Source organism: Hymenobacter montanus (assembly GCF_014699115.1).
Classification (GTDB): domain Bacteria; phylum Bacteroidota; class Bacteroidia; order Cytophagales; family Hymenobacteraceae; genus Hymenobacter; species Hymenobacter montanus.
Window position 1 is genome coordinate 112,754 of the sequence record NZ_JACXAD010000009.1, and the last position, 16,601, is coordinate 129,354.

The window sequence follows — 16,601 nt, forward strand, 5'->3', positions numbered from 1 at the left end:
AAGAAAACTTATTGCAGAGGTGAGGCAGCCGGAGCCACGGAGAAAGAGTCGGCCGCGTGGGCGCGGGCTGCTTGGCGGGCGCGGTACTCGGCAGCTAAAATAGCATAAGCGGCCGGCGCCAGCTGCCGCCGGAGCTGAGCCAGCGCATCCGCTGCGTAGTCGGTGAGGCCCGCATCGGCCGCTGCCAGTACGTAGGCCCTCAGCAGCGGCAGCGAGAAGGGATTTTCGTCGAGGCCGACACGCAAGGCCTCGTAGGCGGCCGTATAGTCGCGCCGCCGGGTGTAGAAGCGAGCCGCTGCCAACACCCCGGCTTCGTTAAAAGGGGCTTCCCGCACAATGCGCTGGTAGTAGCGAGCGGCCTCATCCGCGTTGTTTCGCTGCTCAGCTTGTTGAGCCTGGGCCAGCCACTTACTGCCCACGCGGGCCGGACCATTCCCGCTCGGCATGAAATTACCCGCCGCTACGTACTGCTGCGCCCGCCTTCCCAGCGCCCGTTGGGCCGAGTCGGGCGCGTTAACCAACCGGGTGGCGGCCACGCCGGCCGAGTCGAGTTGCCCGCTCAAGGCCAACGCGTACACGCGGGCTTCGCTGGCTGCGACCGCGCCGTGGGTGGCCGCGAAAGCTAACTGGTCGGCCGCGGTGACGTACTGGCCCTGCTCGAGCTGCCACAACCCCAGCAGTTCCTGGTAATAGGCCGCGCTGGCCGTAGTGCCAGTGGCCAAAGGCAGCAGCAGTTGCCGGGCGGTTTGCTCCTGGCCCAACGCGTGCCGCCCCAGCGCCTGCAAAAATTGCAACTGCTCGTAGTAGTTGGCGTTGGCTGGCTGATTGCCTAAGCGAGCTAGCCGGGCCAGGAACTGCGGGGTAAGCCGGTCTTTGTATCTGGTCACGTTCAGCAGCACCAAGTGGTAAAGCTGTGCGAAGCGGGCATCGTCGAGTTCTACTACGTTCTCCGCGGGCGGGTCGGAAGCCATATCTACTGCCTGGGCACTTCGCAGCTGCAACAGGGCCCGGTTACTGGCAAAAGCGGGCTCGTTGGCGCTTGCAGCTAACTTATCACTTAGCTTGTGAGCTTCCGCCAACAGGTTTTGAGCCAGCAAGAAACCCAACTGGTTGGTCCGGCTGGCGTAGCTGCCCGGCGCCAGCCGCTCAGCCTTATCCAAGTAGAACGCCACCGAATCTGTGAGGGAGGTCTGGGTGAAAAGCTGCGCCAGGTCTGCCGCCAGCGCCGCGCTCCGCGGCTGCGCCTTCAGCCCGCGCCGCAATACGTCGAGGCCTTCAAACAGGTCGGTGGGCTCGTTGTAGAGCGCTGCCAGGCGCAAGGATACCTTCTCGCTGGGGCCGCGTAGCAGGGCGCGCCGCAAGGCATTGATTTCATTTTGCCGCTGCTGGCGGAAGCGATACAGCGCCGCCCGGCCGAATTGCGCGTGCCGGTTGGCGCGGTAAAGCACGTCGCCGCTCTCGGCGTAATACCGTTCAGCCAGCAGGGCCAGGCTTAAGTCATCGGGGCGGTCTTCGCTTTGCTGGCGAGTGAGGTCGCCGAGGTTGTTGTACTGGCCGGCCTGTACCTGATCCGGGATGGTCAGGTTTTGGCGGGTTTGGACGATGGCAATGCCGCCTAGCCCCAGGATGTACACGGTATAGAAAGGCAGCCGGCGCGGCTCGAAAACCACCCGGTACACCCGCAGCCGCTGCTGAATGAGGGGCATGAAGTTCATGAGCACGTACACCCAGAAGCTACCCCCCAGGAGCAAAAAGCTCAGGGCCGTAAAGTTGCGGGCCGCCACCAGCAAGGGCGTGTTGGCCGTGGCAAAGGCATAGGCCAGGGCCCCAGCGGATCCCGTCACCACCAGCGGGTAAAGCTGCGCCAGGCCCCCAGCATAAGGCACCCACCCGGCGTAGCTGGGCGCGCGCAGGCGCAGGCCCAGGCCGCCGGCCAGCACGGCCGGCAGCAGCAGCACCAGGGGGTCCAGGCTCACTCCCGGCAACAACTCCAACGCGCCATCATTCCATACATACAGCAACAAGGGACCCAGGTACAGCCCGCTCGCTGCCAGAAACGGCCCGAGCCCAAACCGACTGCCCGGCTGCTCGGCCTGGGTGTTAAACCAGAGCAGCGCCCGGATATTCTCGATCCCAACCCAGAGCACCAGCAGCGCCACGAGCACGGCTCCGCCGGGCGTAGCATAGGCCGCCAGCTGCAGCGCCGTCTCGGTGGCTGGCAGTTGGCTTTGCGCTAAGATCAGGGCACCCAACCCAGCTACCACCGCCCCCATCGCAACGGCGCGCCACCCCAACGACAGCCGCTCGGCAAAGGCGTGCAAGGCAAAGGCACCGCCCCCCACCAGAACTAGCATCAGGTACAGAAAGTACCGCTCTCCAGTACTGAAAATACCCAGTGACTCGGTGTTAAGCGATAATAGCAAGAAGATGACCGGCACCATGCCGACCACAAAAGCCGGGCGGGCCAGCGTGCTCACTACCGCTACCCACCCCACCAGCAGCCCGGCTAACAGCACTAAAAAAATACTGGCCGCAAGAGGCTGGGTAAAGGGCCCGGCCACGTCGTGCGTCAGGCTTACGATAAACCCACTGGCCTGCACGGGCAGGCGCACAGGCCCCGCCGCTACGTGCTCGAGCGTGAGCGGAACCGCCTGCAAGTGCGGCACCAGGCGTAGCGGCAGGGCCCCGGCCTCCCCCGTAAAGTAGTAAAACACGGCCAGCCCTACGGCCAGCGTGGCCAGCCCAATCAACCAAGTGGGCCGCCAGGCCCGGGTCGGAAGTAACTTGTTCACCAGCTCGGGCTAGTCCAGCACTTTGGGCACCCGGAAGTAATCCGAATCCTTGCGCGGTGCGTTGCGCAGGCCGTCCTGGTGGCTCACGGTATTTTGTGCTACGTCGTCGCGTAGCACGTTCACCTCCTGCGAGAGGTGTACCAACGGCTCCACGCCCGTGGTGTCGAGGCCCTCCAGCTGGGCCACAAAATCAAGGATGTTGTTCAAATCACCCAGCATCTGCTGCTCGCGGGTTTCGTCGAATTCGAGGCGGGCCAGATGGGCCAGGCCCCGTAAAGTACCAAGGTCAGTGCTCAAGGGGATATGGAATTAGAAGGGTGGTTATTAGTGGTGGTTTCTGGCTGTTAGTGGCTCGTTTACAAACCAATAACCAGGTTATTATGAGCTGACGGATTCGGGCTGTTGCGGAGAAACATGGGCGATGGGGGCCCGCCAGGTACTCGGGCCGGGCTTTACGGCGCCCTCGGTCAGGAAGTCGCCGGTTAGTAGCGCGGCCACGCGTTGTTTCAAGGCTGGGATGTCCGCCAGCGTGAGTCCGGTGGTGGGAATGGGCCGGTGGAATACGATTTTAAGGCGATGATAGCGCACGCGCAGGCCTTTCTCAACGTCCGGCATGAACATGTGGTTCAGGGGCATCCCCACGGGCACCAGCGGCACGCCCGCCTCGATGGCGAGCTGAAAAGCCCCGTCCAGTAAAGGCAGCAGCTCTTTACCAGGCGTGGGCGAAATGCGGCCTTCGGCGAAAATGGCGATGCTTTTGCCGGCCGCCAGGCCGCGCCGGGCGGCCACCGCGGCCCGGCCCCGGCTCACGGCACTAGTGCGGTCGACCGTGATGTATACGTTGCCGAAAAGGGGCCCCCACACCGGTACTTTTGCCAGCGAAGCCTTACCCATCATGTTCAGGAACCCCGGAATCGTTTTGAATAAAAGCATGATGTCCACGTAAGAGCCGTGGTTGGCCACGTACACACACGGCTGCGGGGTTGGCTCAGCGCTTTCACGCACCACTTCAACGGGCATTCCCCACATAAAAATGGAAGACTTCGACCAGAACCGGTTCAGCATATGCACCACCCACCCCCCATTGGGCCGCCGGCTGAAAAACCACTGCCACGGGTAGATAAGTACAAACGGCACAATAAACCAGAACACGGCCCAAGTCGTGTAGAGGCGCTGGCCGAGGTAACGAAGCAGATGACGCATACTGGCAAAGTTAACGTTTGGAAAGGTTGGCCTGCCGAGCAGCGCGACAGGAGGCGGTAGCAGTCAAACCAAACCCCACTCCTCTTTAGCCGACTAGCTGTTCAAGCCCAGGGCTTCAACGCCAGTGGTAGAGCTGCTGCCCAATGTACTTGCGGTTGGGTGGTCATTGACTGAATGTCCTCCGTGTCTCCGCCCCTTCACTTTCAGTTAAATCTCGACTTCCCCCGGCCCAAAGAAGTTACTATTTTTTCACCCCCGCATTGCCTTAGCCGTTTACCGCCCTCGCGGCCAATACCTTCTCGGCTTTGAGCAAACCCGCTACGCTGATGCCGTCGGTTATCCGGTCGTCCATCGCCATGCGCACGGCCTCGGCCAGCGGCAACTTCCAAATACGTAGGTCTTCGGTTTCTTCGGGCTCTACGTCGCCCTGGCTCAAGCCTTCGGCTAAGAAGACGAATCCTTCCTCGTCGGTTACGGAGTTAGACGTGTGCAAGCGGGCAATCCGCGTCCAGCGCGTCGCCGTCAACCCGGTTTCTTCTTTTAGCTCGCGCTGCGCCGATTCTAGAATGTCGTGCTCGATCAACCCACCGCCCATGGGAATCTCCCAGCTGTACTCCTTCAGCGGGTAACGGTACTGGCCTACCAGCCAAGTGTTGCCTTCCGCATCGACGGGCACAATGCCTAACGCCTTGTTTTTCATGCTCACCACGCCGTAGATACCCCGCCCCCCCCGGGGGTTCAGCACCTGGTCCTCGCGTACCGAAATCCAGGGATTATGGTACTTCACCTCCGTGCTCAGCGTTTGCCAGGGGTTGAAGGTTTCGTCGACATTGGGCACAGCAGTAAGCGACATACGAGCGGGAGAAAGCTGGAAATAGAAGTAAAGTTACGCGGGCTCAGCTAAGGCTATTTACTAGCAGCCGTTTCCTTTTCTACTTCCGTCGTGTTAATACTGCCATTGACCGGTTAAATTAGCCTGTTAAACCAAAAGTAATTGCCATCCGCCAAGCTGGTAACTTACCTTTGAGTCATAAGTACCCCCGCACGGGCTGGAAATGTGGAAAGGAAGGACCTCTCGTGCGGCGGCGCTCTGACTGACAAGGTGGGGTAGACACCTCTAAGCCAGACCCGCCACTTTAAGGCCGTCGCTACGCGACGGCCTTTTTTGTGCCTAAAGCGGGCATACACCGGGGAGGAAGTAGCCCGCCCGCGCTAATGGGTGGACCAGCTTTCAACCCTCACGCCGGTCAAGCCGTACCCCTCTACTCCGGCTGCCCACATTCCGGCCGGCACCTTTACCATGGCTCAGCCCAATTCCAAGTCCAATCTGGACGCCAGCGAAAACGAGCACGACCCCCTATTCAACCTCAAGCATGCCCAGGCCGAAGCTGAACTCGCGCAGCATACCAATGGCCTCGGCCCCATCACGAATGAGTACGTGACCAGCGACGAGGATGGTGAGATTGACGAAGGCCCCCGCGACAGCCAGGGCTTCCGCCGGGGTGAAAACCCTACCAACGTAAACGGCACCAGTGCCGGCGACCACAAGTAGCCCGGCTCCCTGGCTGCCAACGCCCGTTGGGCCGCCCCCGTTGCGGCTCAACGGGCGCTTCTGCGCCCGGGCGAGAGGGCTTTGCGTCACCGGTGCCTATTTTTGTTTCCATGCCACTTCTAGCTAGCCACACCGGCCACGCCCTCGAAGCCGGGCTCGACGAAGCCGGCCGGGGCTGCCTGGCGGGCCCCGTGTTCGCGGCGGCCGTGATTTTACCGCCCGATTTCAGTCCCCGCTTTCTCAACGACTCCAAACAGCTCAGTCCGCAGCGCCGGGAGGCCCTGCGCCCCGAAATCTGCGCTAACGCCGTTGCTTGGGCCATCGGCCAAGCGTCGGTAGAAGAAATTGAGGCCCTCAATATTGCCCAAGCCAGCTACTTGGCCATGCACCGGGCCGTGGCCGCTTTGCCGGTGGTTCCTGCCCATTTACTGGTCGATGGCAATCGGTTTCGGCCGCTGGCCGGCTTCGACCACACCTGCGTTATTGGTGGTGATGGCCTCTACCGCAGTATTGCCGCGGCCTCCATCCTGGCCAAAACCTTCCGCGACGAGCACATGCAGGCACTAGCGGCTGATTTCCCGGCTTACGGCTGGCAGCAGAATGCGGGCTACCCCACCCCGAGCCACCGCGCGGCCATTCAGACGCACGGCCCCAGCCCTCACCACCGCCGGGGGTTTCGGTTGCTGCCAAGCCCCAGAAATGCTAGCGGCAGCGAAAGCACCTACGCAGAATATGACGAGTAGCGGCCCTGTTGCGTAATCAGTTCGACATCGGCCATTTGTATAGCCATTCCACTATTCCTTCAGCCGGAGTAGGTCCAGAAACAAGCTGAATCCGTCTACCGTCGTGCCGCCCTCGCCAAATTTATCAAAGCTCAGTGGCTTGATAATGTAGCCGCTCACTGCTAGTCGCTGCGCCTTCAGCCGGTCCGACTCAAGGTCGGACGTGGTCATGATGAACACGTTTAAACCCACGAACTCGGGGTCCGACCGCAGGATCTCCAGCAGCTCCAAGCCATTCATGCGCGGCATGTTGATGTCGAGCATTACCACGTTTGGCTTGGCAATTTTAGGTTCCCCGCCCTCGCCGCGCAGCATTTTCAGGGCATCGCGGCCGTTTCGGGCAAGAATGAGGGGTACGTCGATGTTGTGGCGGCGCAGTTCCCGTTGCACGTTCATAACATCCATCTGGTCGTCTTCCACGAGCAAAATACTGGGCGTGGGTTGGTCGGCAGACATAGGCTAAGCAATTTTCTACAGCGGGAATATGCCCGCGAAAGTAATCAGAAGCTACTTTCAGGTGGAGCGTAATACGGCAGATTTGGGCTCGGTGGCCATTGCCGGCACCAAACTTTTGGCTTTGGGTGGTTGCTTGGGCCAGGTGAACCGGAACTTAGCGCCCTGGCCCTCCGCCGATTTGATATCAATGCGGCCTCCTTGCCGCTCCACGATTTTTTTCACGATGGCTAGGCCCACGCCCGTGCTCTCCAGCGTATCCCGGTCGTTGAGAGTCTGGAAAATAACAAAAATCCGGTCGTGGTATTCCGGGTCAATTCCAGGCCCGTCGTCGGCCACCGAAAACCGGTAGAACTCGCCCGCGTCGTCGCAGCCAATCTGCACCGTGCCCGTTTCCGGATGGTCGTGGTACTTCAGTGCGTTACTGATCAGGTTAGTGAAAACCTGCTGCAACTCCACCACATTGGTGGTGAACGTGGGCAGGAAAAATGGTAGTTCGACGCGAAAGCCGGGCGGCGGATTGAGGGAGTCTACTACTTCGCGAATCAGCGTGCGCACGAATACCGTTTCGTTGGCCTGGGCTACGCGGCCCACCCGGGCCAGGTCGAGGATGCCGGTAATGAGCTTTTCCATGCGGTGTACGCGCTGCCGCATCATGCCTAAAAACTCGCGGATGTGCGGCGGCAGCTGGTCTCCGCCCATGTCCTCTTCAATCCAGCGCGAGGCGCTTTCTATGCCGCGCAAAGGCGCTTTCAAATCGTGCGACACCACGTAGGCAAACTGATCCAGCTCCTGGTTGCGGCTTTCCAGTTGGCTGATATTGGCTCCCACCGTGCGGGCCATCACGTTCAGGGCCGAGGTAAGCTCACTCACCTCGTCCTGCTCGGTATCCACGATCTGGCTGCCGTAGTCGCCATCCGCCATCCGGCGCGCCATATCCAGCATGCCGCGCAGGCGCCGGGCAAGCAGCCGAACAATGTAGAGGGCCCATAATACGCCCAGCAATAAGGCCGCCACCGCGAGGCCGGCCGATAACCATTCGGCTCGCACGATGCTTTCGTCGAGCCGGGCGCGTAAGTACTCCCGGGTTTGCGCTTCTCTCCGCTCAAAAGCCGCCAGCCGGCCGCGAATCTTATCCATTATCTGCTTGCCGAAGAGCCCTTCGCTGAGGTGCCGGTGCGGCATGCCTTCCAGGCCGGTTTGCCGGGCATCGCGCCGATGGGCCTCGCGCTTCTCCCCTACCAGCAGGTGGCTGTAGCGCGACCATTGCTCGAAGAGCTGCTGCGTTTGGTCGATGAGCTTAACCTGGGGAGGGGAGTCGGTAACGAGCCCCCGCAATTGGGCGAATCGGCCGATTAGCTGCCGCTCGCCATCGTAATAAGGAGCCAGGGTTTGCTCGTCACCAATGAGCAGGTAGCCCCGAAAACCCGTCTCCATGTCGATGATGTTGCGTAGCAGATTGGCCGCATTGTTTGAAATTCGCTGGGAAGCTTCTACCTGCCGCGAATTGTGCAGCACTTGCCCGGCCAGTTGGTAGTACAAGACCACCACTCCACCAAACAGCGCCAGCAACAGGATAAACCCCGCAAAGAGCTTAGTAGTAAGCGTAAATTTCATACCAGGACACCGTAACTCCTCATGTAAGTAAGGTAGGCATCCGTACGCAGCTTCGCGTCCATGGTTCGGGGCATCGGCACCATTCTTCCGCGCCCTCCGCAAGGACGGGTGCTCAACCAGAACCTCCGCCTTATATCGGGCTTGTCACGTACCCATCAACCGGTTAGCCCCGTGCTGAATAAGCGTAGACTGGTGAGGAAGTGACCGAGCTTCCGGCAGGTGGGCGTATGCCCCGGTGCTGGTGGGCTATCCATCAGCCAAGGTTATCTTGCCCAGGCTCTCGCAGGGCCTTTTGACGCCGTCGTTAGCCAAAAATAAGCGTGGTTAGTCGGGTGGCTTCCGGGGCAAAATCAAAGAGCGAAATTTCCGCTGTTAAACCAGCCGGACCTCCCGTCTTCGTCCCTGCCGCCTTATAATTCGGTACTTTCGTCTTTTCGTACCCCCGGACCCGGCCAATCCGTGGCTCCTTTCACTTTTCCCACCCATGACCCAAGACCACATTAAGGACTTGAAGGGCCGCGTTGAGGCCCTGAGGAGGTATCTTTGACTACGATACCCGCAAAGAACAAATAGCGGCTGCCGAGGCCCAAACCACCGCTCCCGGCTTCTGGGACGATTCCAAAGCCGCTGAAGCTATCCTACGGGAAATCAAGGCCACCAAGAATTGGACCGACGACTACGAAGCCGTGCAGCAGGCCCTGGCCGATACCGAAGTGCTCTTCGATTTCTACAAGGACGGGGACGTGCCGGAAGCCGAAATGCAGGCCGACTATGACGCCACCCTCAAGAAAGTAGAGCAGCTGGAGTTTAAACGCATGCTCTCCGACGAGGAAGATCAGCTCTCGGCCATCATCGACATCAACCCCGGCGCCGGCGGCACCGAAAGCCAGGACTGGGCGGAGATGCTCATGCGCATGTACATCATGTGGGCCGAAAGCCACGGGTTCGGGGTGCGCCAAATCAGCTACCAGCCGGGCGAAGGGGCCGGCATCAAATCCGCCTCGCTCGAAATCGACGGCGACTTCGCTTACGGCTACCTCAAAAGCGAAATCGGCGTGCATCGCCTCGTGCGCCTCTCCCCCTTCGACAGCAGCGGCCGGCGCCATACCTCGTTTGCCTCCGTGTTTGCCTATCCGGTAATTGACGATACCATCACCATCGACATCAACCCCGCCGACATTTCCTGGGACACCTTCCGGGCTGGCGGAGCCGGCGGCCAGAACGTGAACAAGGTGGAAACCGCCGTACGCCTCACGCACGCCCCCTCGGGCATCATCATCGCCGTGCAAATCGAGCGCAGTCAGCTCATGAACAAGGAGCACGCCCTGCGCATGCTCAAATCGCGCCTCTACCAACTCGAGATGGACAAGCGCCACGCCGAGCGCGACAAAGTCGAAGCCTCCAAGAAGCGCATCGACTTCGGCTCGCAGATCCGCAACTACGTGCTCCACCCCTACAAGCTCATCAAGGACCTGCGTACTGGCATCGAGCGCACCGACGTGCAGAACGTGCTCGATGGGGATCTGGATGAGTATATTAAAGGGTTTTTAATGGAGAAGTAAAAGCCCTCCCATAATAAAATTATATAAGAAAGGCCCACCTAAAAACTTAGATGGGCCTTTCTTATGTCTAGTAATGCTATTGGTTATGGATTAGCCTGATCCCAAGCTACTTCTGCGAACGGAATAGCCAAACGGTCAAATAATCTGAACGTGCCAGTAGAATAAGGCAGCGTAATGTTTGGCGTAGGATTAGGGTTTAACTTACCTAGCCGACGTAGGTCTACCCAGAAATGGCCCTCATAGAAGAGCGAGTAACGGCGCTGACGTAAAATTTCATTGAGTAGGGCAGCTTGAGTCGTCGCGCCAGCATAAGGGGGTAAGTTTCCTGAGCGTGTGCGAATAGTATTAATGTCCTGTACTGCTCCAGTAATGTCGTTGGTCTTAGCCTTTGCTTCAGCAGCAATAAGAATTAACTCCTCGTTGCGAATGATAGCTACAGGTGCGTTTTGCGTCGCATATACAGTAGGGTCATAACGACCAGTAATACCGCCAGCAGTACGTGGGGTTGTACGCAACGAAACTTTACTCAAGCGCTGGTCACCTGTTTCCGCTTCGCTTACAAAGTTATCAGGCACCGTGACTAGTGTCGATGGACCTGAGTTTGGTACTTGGAAATACGAATTACCTTGGTCACCAGCAGTGCCAGGCCTAAAAGTAATTTTAGGTCCTAGGGTCAATGAGGCGGTTGGGCTATAGAAGGAAGCGCTTAGTGCAGTCAAGGCTCCAGCATTATCACCCTGGTAAAGAGCAACACGAGCAGCTATAGCTCGGTTAAACCTCAGGAATGAAGCTGGGGTGTCGAACCCGGCATATCCATTAGAGAGAGGGAAAGAGAAGTCGGTGCCTGCCTGGCCAAGCTCAGTAGCGCCGAGGTCGAGTAGTTGGCGAATGTTAGCTAGAGCAGGTGCTGAGCCAACAGTGAATTTGCCAGGTTTAAGGAAATCAGCAACATCAATGCGAATACCGTTCTCGCCCATCAAATTGAGCATGTGTAGTTTCGCAATAGCTTCGTAGGTGTCACAAAACCCTAGAAGGCCTTGCTTTTGAACCGGCGTAACGGTGCTGGTTGCTGCGAGGGACTGGCGGAGAACGTTTGCTGCTCGAATAGTGCGCGCAAAAGTATTATAGGAGCCGGTTGAATAAAAGGCTCCGTTATCTAATGAGGTTTTGCTGCCGAGAATTTCAGTATACCAACGCGGCTCATTACTAGCTAAAATAATGATCTCACGACCAAGTGTACCAGTTATTTGATTGTACGGGGCATTATTAGTGTGCCCCAAACGGAGAGAGGCTTCTACACCATTTGCTAACGCATTAATCTGGGTAGGAGTAGCGTTAGTTATAACGCTTTCTAAGCTGGGGTTATTGGGGTCCGTTACAGGGTCAATCGTAGTTGGATTACAACCAGACGCGCCTATTAGCACAGAAACTACTCCCGCTAATAGCAGGGTGCGTGGCTTTATGTTAGCTGAATTTTGCATAAGGCAATACAAAAGGACTTGGTTAGAAGCCTAACTGAAGAGTGAAGAAAACACGACGGGTAGATGGATACCCTACCACATCAACTTGAGCTTGCGTGTTGGTAGAACCAAAGTTGGAAACTTCAGGATCATATCCCTTGTACTTGGTCCATGTCAATAGGTTGTTACCAGAGACTCCTACTCGCAGGCTTTTCACGAAATTGTTGAATAAGCTAGCACGCAGTTCAGAAGGCAGCGAATAGTAAATAGAAGCCTCCCGCAAGCGCACGTAGCCGCTATTTTGGATGTAGTAGTCGGCTTTGAAGGATTGACGGGCCTCTCCTAGCGGCACTACACTACCATCGGGCTGTGTGTAGGGTTCACTCCAATCTTTACTAGTACCAAAACCATCTTGGTTTGTCACCGTGAGGTTGCTAGTATAGCTGTCTTTCTTCCAATGTAGCAAGAAGGAGACATCGAGATTTTTGAACAGCGTAAACGAGTTCAAGTATGACATTTGGAAGGTAGGCTGTGCCTCACCGTAGCGCGTCAACAAGAAAGGAGTTTCGCTGGCCGGGAGATTAGGAGAACCATACCAACGAGTAGGCGATTCGTTAAGAGCGAAGAAGGTAGTACCATAGTTGGAGCCAAAACCGGGGTTCAGGTTAGCGGTAGGTACAATGAGACGTGTTACCAGAGAACGGTTGAGCCAAAATTGCGTTGTCGAGGTCCAACGAAAGTTAGTTGACTGCACAGGCGTTACACTCAATGACAGTTCAAGACCCCGGTTACGCAAATCCCCTACTGGGAAGGCTCGAATGGACTGTACCCCTGTGCCAGAAGCAGTGTTGTAGGTCTGGATAATATCGATAACCTTTTTGTTATACACTGTCGCTTCGAAAGACAGTCGGTTGTTGAAGAAGCCAAGGTCAATCCCCCCCTCCAACTCTGTAGCACGCTCCGGACCAATTTTAGGGTTTCCGACCAAAACTGATGGAATGAGACCTACGTAACCGCCTGTACTTATGCTATTGAGCGGCGAGAACGTACTGTTGAAGAAGGCTACACCGCCGGTCTCACCATAAGCAGCCCGCAGTTTTACTTGGCTCACATTATTAATCGAGAAAAAATCGAACTTAGTCAGATTTAAGGCCAGTGAAACTTTAGGGAAAGCATACAACTTTTTAGGATCACCATTACGGCTGGACTTGTCGAGGCGAATCCCTCCTGTGGCAACAACGCGGTCTTGAAAATTGATTTCCTGCTGAGCCACGTATCCCACATCGGTTTCATCCTGAATGTTGGTGTTTTGCGTAACAATTGTGCCACGATCAGGCTGCAGTGGTCCTGGAGCTAAGTTCTGACCTTGGCTGAACTGCTGCTTGACGTTAAGCCCCAAACGGGTGGCACCTACCTGAGAAGAAAAGGCCAGGGAGCCAAGCTTCCAATCGTATGCCAGAAAGCTTTGTAAGTTATAGTTGAAGAATTGGTTACTTGCTACACGGGCCACGCCAGGGTTGGCAGAGCTTTGTTGCGACTGCAAGTCCGAAGGCAGCGCCAGCAGGGCCCCCGAGCCTGCATAATCAATACCACCTTGAACCGACAAGCGTAAGGAAGAGTTCTCGCTATCAATAATACGAATGGTAGTATTACCCGATGTCGTGACCCGGTTCGTGGTTTCTTCGTTGATAGCACGTTCAACAATGGCTAGTGGGTTATCACCAGTACGTGGCGAGTCAGGAAATAATCCTGTTACAGGGTCTTTGTGCAGTTCATCATAGCTCCGGATAGAGAGCAAGTTATAGCCCACCGAAACCCCGTTGTTGTCGTTACCAAAAAAGCTACGACGATTAGTGGTGTTAAAGTACCCAGCACTTATACCCAGGTCGATGCGTGAACCAATTTTTTGATCCACATTCAGGCGAACAGAACTGCGGGTATAATTGGTGTTTTTTACGATACCATCTTCGCGTGTATTAGAACCTGAGGCATAAAACTTAGTACGGTCGCTACCTCCCGAGATGCTCATGTTCGTATTACGTAGGAAGCCTATATTGCCGAAAACTTCTTTTTCGTAATCGTAGATCTTGCCACTAGCCTGTGCAGCAGCTAGTGCTGCTTTCTCCGCGTTAGCAGCGGGGCCAGTGCCGTCAACTAGAGTAATTTTTTCAGGTGTAAAGTCTTCGTGGCCAATATAGCGCTGAATACCCTGAAATCCAAGATCTTGGCTTATATTAATGGATGTTTGACCAGCCGCACCACGCTTGGTTTTAATAATGATTACGCCGGCGTTAGCCCGCTGGCCATAGATAGCCGCTGCACTAGGGCCCTTTAAAACCTCTATTGACTCAATGTCTGCGGGGTTCAAATCCGAAATCCGGTTTGTACCGTTATCTTGGGTTGTGCGGGTAGTGAGAGATGAGGCCCCTGTGAAAGCCGAGGAACCTGCACCATTACCAATTTCTTGGCTTACTGCATAAACGCCATCAATAATGTAAAGTGGTTGTACGTTACCGGTCAGAGTTGAAATACCACGTAATTGTACGGAGACCCCGCCGCCAGGTGCTCCGCTAGTGGAACTGATGTTGGCCCCGACAATTTTTCCGTTTAAGGCGGCATCTAGGGTTGCTGGGCGAGTGCTACCATACAGTTCTTGAGCGGAAACGCTGGCTACGGCATTAGCCAAGTTAGAGCGCTTCACTGTACTAGCCAAACCACTCACAACCACCTCATCTAGTTGTTTTACATCAGTTGCAAGCCCTATGGTGAAAGTAGTATTATCGCCAATAGGTTGCTCAACTGAGGTGTAACCAATCGAACTAATTATTAAGGTACTTGCTGAAGGCGGCACACTTAATGAGAAGCTTCCATCTGCGTTAGTAGCAGTTCCTAATGTTGTGCCCTTGACCTGAACTGTGACTCCGGGAAGCCCTTGGCCAGTTGCCCGGTCAGTCACTTTCCCGGACAGGGCTCGGTCTTGGGCATAAACCTGCTGCAACAGGCCGGTCATGAAGAGCATGACCATACATAAAAGTTTTTTCATTTGACTATTTGGTTGGTGAGTGAGAAAGTGGAAACGAAGATTTAGGTGAGTCAAAAAGCAAGTATACAGCAAAAACAGTGATTAGAGGCAGAAGCGCCCTAATTTAGCATTTTTCTTATAAATTAATGTCATCTAACCATCATATATTCATGTCAACTAGCTCACAGATTAAAACAGCTATAGAAACCTAAGGGGTTTGAATCAACGGAGCTAGTTAAAGGTCTCTTAAAGACTTAAGCTTCGCTGCTGGAAGTCTGTTTTAGACTAAAGGGAATCTTAAAGCTACAAAAGAAATCAAGAACAGGATTAAAGAAGATAAAAAGCACAGGAGCTGACTAGAGCCTTTGGCTTATAACTGCCTGATTATTTTTTTGGCACCTATCGCCTCTAATGCTGAGTTGGTCAGATTAGAATCGTCCGGAAAAGATGCTTCGACCATCTCAGAACCTGCTGAACTCATTAAGTACCTGGTAGCTAAGAAGAAACCAGGCAGCTTACTTCCTTTTTCTCCTCCGACCAAAAATGGACGAAACGGACCTGCTTGATTTCCAGTGGCATGTTACTCAAAGAACGCTGCCCGATACGCGCCGCCAGTACGCACTGTGCTTGACTGTCAACGCCTTGCTCTACCTGACCAAAAGGGCTGATCAGTGGAGGCTCTTGCCGCGCGTTTTCGCATATTCCCGATGCTACTACTATTTTCGGCGCTGGCAGGCCACTGGGCGCTAGGCCGCGCTCAACCAATCCCTGGTGCGCCGCCATCGCCAGCGCGCCGCCGCTTCGGGCCAGGCCTCGCCCAGCGTGGCCGTGCTCGACGCCCACTATGGCAAATGCAGCGAGCGCTGCATGCTGGACAGGGGCCTTGCCGGGCACAAAAAATCCAGGACCGCAAGCGCTACCCACTCATCGACACTGGCGGCTTACGGCTGGCCATCAACGGCGGCAGCCACTGAAAACGACCAAACCGGGGGCTGGCAGCCCTGCAAAAGCGGCACGCGTAGCGCTTTGGACGCCTGGCGCTCGTGCTGGCCGATACCAGCTACGCCAGCCAGCCCCTGGAGTGGACGTAGGCTCACCGCGGCTGGGGCATGGAAACGGCACCCGGGCTCAATAGCACAACGGCATTTACACCAGTTCCCATCCGCTGGGTCCTGGAACACCCCAGTGGCTGGTTGCAAGGGGACTGACGCCTAAGTCGAGACAACGAATGCTTGTCCACGGCAGCTGAAGTAACTCTATTTTTATCCAGCATCCGACACCTAATCCGTAAATTTTAACAGGCTCTAAGAGAATATAGAATAAGTCATTCGGTATGTTTTGTCGGAGCTAATTTGGCGAGCCGTCTGAGCATCAACTTGCTTATGCAGACCTTGGTCCAGTCTTCACTGTTGCGTGGGTGGGTCTCCACGTCATGCTCGGTTAAGCGGCGGTACTGGCCCAGCCAAGCGAAGGTGCGCTCGACTACCCAACGGCGCGGCAGTACGGCAAAGCCCTTTGCATTGGTGGGCTTGGGCACGAGTTGCACCCGCAGGCGGCCGCTTGCGCTGCCGCGTTCACCACTGGGCCGTGGTTGCGTCCGTCGCCCCAGAGCAAATAATGACGCGTGGCGGGCCGCGAGCACGAAACCAACTTGCGCAACAGTGAGGTTAGGGGTAAACTCTGTCTCTGCAACTTAATGTTGCGGCGGCTCGCTAAACGAACAATAGCCAAACATGACAAGTAATTTATCCTATCCCCTCTTGGACCACCGCCAAAAGTAAAGCTTCTATTCTATCATAGAGGTAGAGATAAAGTGCCCCTCACATACGCCCCCTTCATCATCATTGCCGTGCAAATCGAGCGCAGTCAGCTCATGAACAAGGAGCACGCCCTGCGCATGCTCAAATCGCGCCTCTACCAGCTCGAGATGGACAAGCGCCACGCCGAGCGCGACAAAGTCGAAGCCTCCAAGAAGCGCATCGACTTCGGCTCGCAGATCCGCAACTATGTGCTCCACCCCTACAAGCTCATCAAGGACCTGCGCACCGACGAACGTGCAGAACGTGCCTGATGGGGACTTCGATGAGTACCTCATAATGGCTTTTTGATTCAACAGTAATATAGATCAAGCACGATTCAACTTGATTTAGCGCAAACA

The 16,601-nt window shown here is 56.1% G+C and carries 13 protein-coding genes and 1 pseudogene; 5 read left to right on the forward strand and 9 right to left on the reverse strand.

Annotated elements, in window-relative coordinates; translation table 11 throughout:
* Positions 1-8: 8 nt before the first annotated feature.
* The 4 genes from IC235_RS09970 to IC235_RS09985 all read right to left on the reverse strand — a co-directional run bounded on the left by IC235_RS09970 (position 9) and on the right by IC235_RS09985 (position 4,848).
* Positions 9-2,792, reverse strand: coding sequence for a hypothetical protein (locus IC235_RS09970; protein WP_191005028.1), 2,784 nt, complete (start codon positions 2,790-2,792; stop codon positions 9-11).
* Between the two features lie 9 nt (positions 2,793-2,801).
* Positions 2,802-3,089, reverse strand: coding sequence for an Asp-tRNA(Asn)/Glu-tRNA(Gln) amidotransferase subunit GatC (gene gatC / locus IC235_RS09975; RefSeq protein WP_191005029.1), 288 nt, complete (start codon positions 3,087-3,089; stop codon positions 2,802-2,804).
* Positions 3,090-3,170: 81 nt separating this feature from the next.
* Positions 3,171-3,995: a lysophospholipid acyltransferase family protein gene (locus IC235_RS09980; protein ID WP_191005030.1), complete on the reverse strand. Its 825-nt coding sequence runs from the start codon at positions 3,993-3,995 to the stop codon at positions 3,171-3,173.
* A gap of 265 nt (positions 3,996-4,260) precedes the next feature.
* Positions 4,261-4,848 (reverse strand): NUDIX domain-containing protein, encoded by a 588-nt coding sequence (locus IC235_RS09985; RefSeq protein ID WP_191005031.1) that lies wholly within the window; start codon positions 4,846-4,848, stop codon positions 4,261-4,263.
* A gap of 366 nt (positions 4,849-5,214) precedes the next feature.
* On the opposite strand from IC235_RS09985, the gene IC235_RS09990 reads away from it, so the two are divergent.
* Positions 5,215-5,547 (forward strand): hypothetical protein, encoded by a 333-nt coding sequence (locus IC235_RS09990; RefSeq protein ID WP_191005032.1) that lies wholly within the window; start codon positions 5,215-5,217, stop codon positions 5,545-5,547.
* 110 nt (positions 5,548-5,657) lie between these two features.
* Positions 5,658-6,290: a ribonuclease HII gene (locus tag IC235_RS09995; RefSeq protein ID WP_191005033.1), complete on the forward strand. Its 633-nt coding sequence runs from the start codon at positions 5,658-5,660 to the stop codon at positions 6,288-6,290.
* A gap of 51 nt (positions 6,291-6,341) precedes the next feature.
* Here IC235_RS09995 and IC235_RS10000 read toward each other — a convergent pair whose 3' ends face one another.
* Both IC235_RS10000 and IC235_RS10005 read right to left on the reverse strand, forming a co-directional pair.
* Complete coding sequence (locus IC235_RS10000; protein WP_191005034.1) at positions 6,342-6,785, reverse strand: response regulator; 444 nt, start codon at positions 6,783-6,785, stop codon at positions 6,342-6,344.
* A gap of 57 nt (positions 6,786-6,842) precedes the next feature.
* Positions 6,843-8,399 (reverse strand): sensor histidine kinase, encoded by a 1,557-nt coding sequence (locus IC235_RS10005; RefSeq protein WP_191005035.1) that lies wholly within the window; start codon positions 8,397-8,399, stop codon positions 6,843-6,845.
* Between the two features lie 484 nt (positions 8,400-8,883).
* On the opposite strand from IC235_RS10005, the gene prfB reads away from it, so the two are divergent.
* Positions 8,884-9,961, forward strand: a protein-coding gene (gene prfB / locus IC235_RS10010; protein WP_191005036.1) for a peptide chain release factor 2 whose coding sequence is annotated in 2 segments (ribosomal slippage) — positions 8,884-8,943 and positions 8,945-9,961 — 1,077 coding nt in all. Because the reading frame shifts where the segments join, the coding sequence is not laid out codon by codon here.
* A gap of 83 nt (positions 9,962-10,044) precedes the next feature.
* On the opposite strand, the gene IC235_RS10015 is transcribed toward prfB, so the two are convergent.
* Together IC235_RS10015 and IC235_RS10020 are read right to left on the reverse strand one after the other, a co-directional pair.
* A complete protein-coding gene (locus IC235_RS10015; RefSeq protein ID WP_191005037.1) occupies positions 10,045-11,442 on the reverse strand; it encodes a RagB/SusD family nutrient uptake outer membrane protein in 1,398 nt (465 codons plus the stop codon).
* A 22-nt stretch (positions 11,443-11,464) separates the two neighbouring features.
* Positions 11,465-14,464, reverse strand: coding sequence for a SusC/RagA family TonB-linked outer membrane protein (locus IC235_RS10020; RefSeq protein WP_191005038.1), 3,000 nt, complete (start codon positions 14,462-14,464; stop codon positions 11,465-11,467).
* Positions 14,465-14,986: 522 nt separating this feature from the next.
* Here IC235_RS10020 and IC235_RS22800 point away from each other — a divergent pair.
* On the forward strand, positions 14,987-15,193 hold the full coding sequence (locus tag IC235_RS22800; RefSeq protein WP_191005039.1) for a transposase: 207 nt from the start codon (positions 14,987-14,989) through the stop codon (positions 15,191-15,193).
* Positions 15,194-15,767: 574 nt separating this feature from the next.
* Here the strand turns inward: IC235_RS22800 and IC235_RS22805 are convergent.
* Positions 15,768-16,085, reverse strand: coding sequence for a transposase (locus IC235_RS22805; RefSeq protein WP_394355259.1), 318 nt, complete (start codon positions 16,083-16,085; stop codon positions 15,768-15,770).
* A 171-nt stretch (positions 16,086-16,256) separates the two neighbouring features.
* On the opposite strand from IC235_RS22805, the pseudogene IC235_RS10030 reads away from it, so the two are divergent.
* Positions 16,257-16,562 (forward strand): annotated as a pseudogene (locus IC235_RS10030) (peptide chain release factor-like protein); the annotation flags it as partial.
* Between the last annotated feature and the right edge of the window lie 39 nt (positions 16,563-16,601).

Excerpts from the sequence above, each read along its gene's own strand:
- IC235_RS09980 (WP_191005030.1), bottom strand. The coding sequence starts at position 3,995 with ATGCGTCATCTGCTTCGTTACCTCGGCCAGCGCCTCTACACGACTTGG.
- IC235_RS09985 (WP_191005031.1), bottom strand. The coding sequence starts at position 4,848 with ATGTCGCTTACTGCTGTGCCCAATGTCGACGAAACCTTCAACCCCTGG.
- IC235_RS09995 (WP_191005033.1), top strand. The coding sequence starts at position 5,658 with ATGCCACTTCTAGCTAGCCACACCGGCCACGCCCTCGAAGCCGGGCTC.
- IC235_RS10000 (WP_191005034.1), bottom strand. The coding sequence starts at position 6,785 with ATGTCTGCCGACCAACCCACGCCCAGTATTTTGCTCGTGGAAGACGAC.
- IC235_RS10005 (WP_191005035.1), bottom strand. The coding sequence starts at position 8,399 with ATGAAATTTACGCTTACTACTAAGCTCTTTGCGGGGTTTATCCTGTTG.
- IC235_RS10015 (WP_191005037.1), bottom strand. The coding sequence starts at position 11,442 with ATGCAAAATTCAGCTAACATAAAGCCACGCACCCTGCTATTAGCGGGA.
- IC235_RS10020 (WP_191005038.1), bottom strand. The coding sequence starts at position 14,464 with ATGAAAAAACTTTTATGTATGGTCATGCTCTTCATGACCGGCCTGTTG.
- IC235_RS22800 (WP_191005039.1), top strand. The coding sequence starts at position 14,987 with ATGGACGAAACGGACCTGCTTGATTTCCAGTGGCATGTTACTCAAAGA.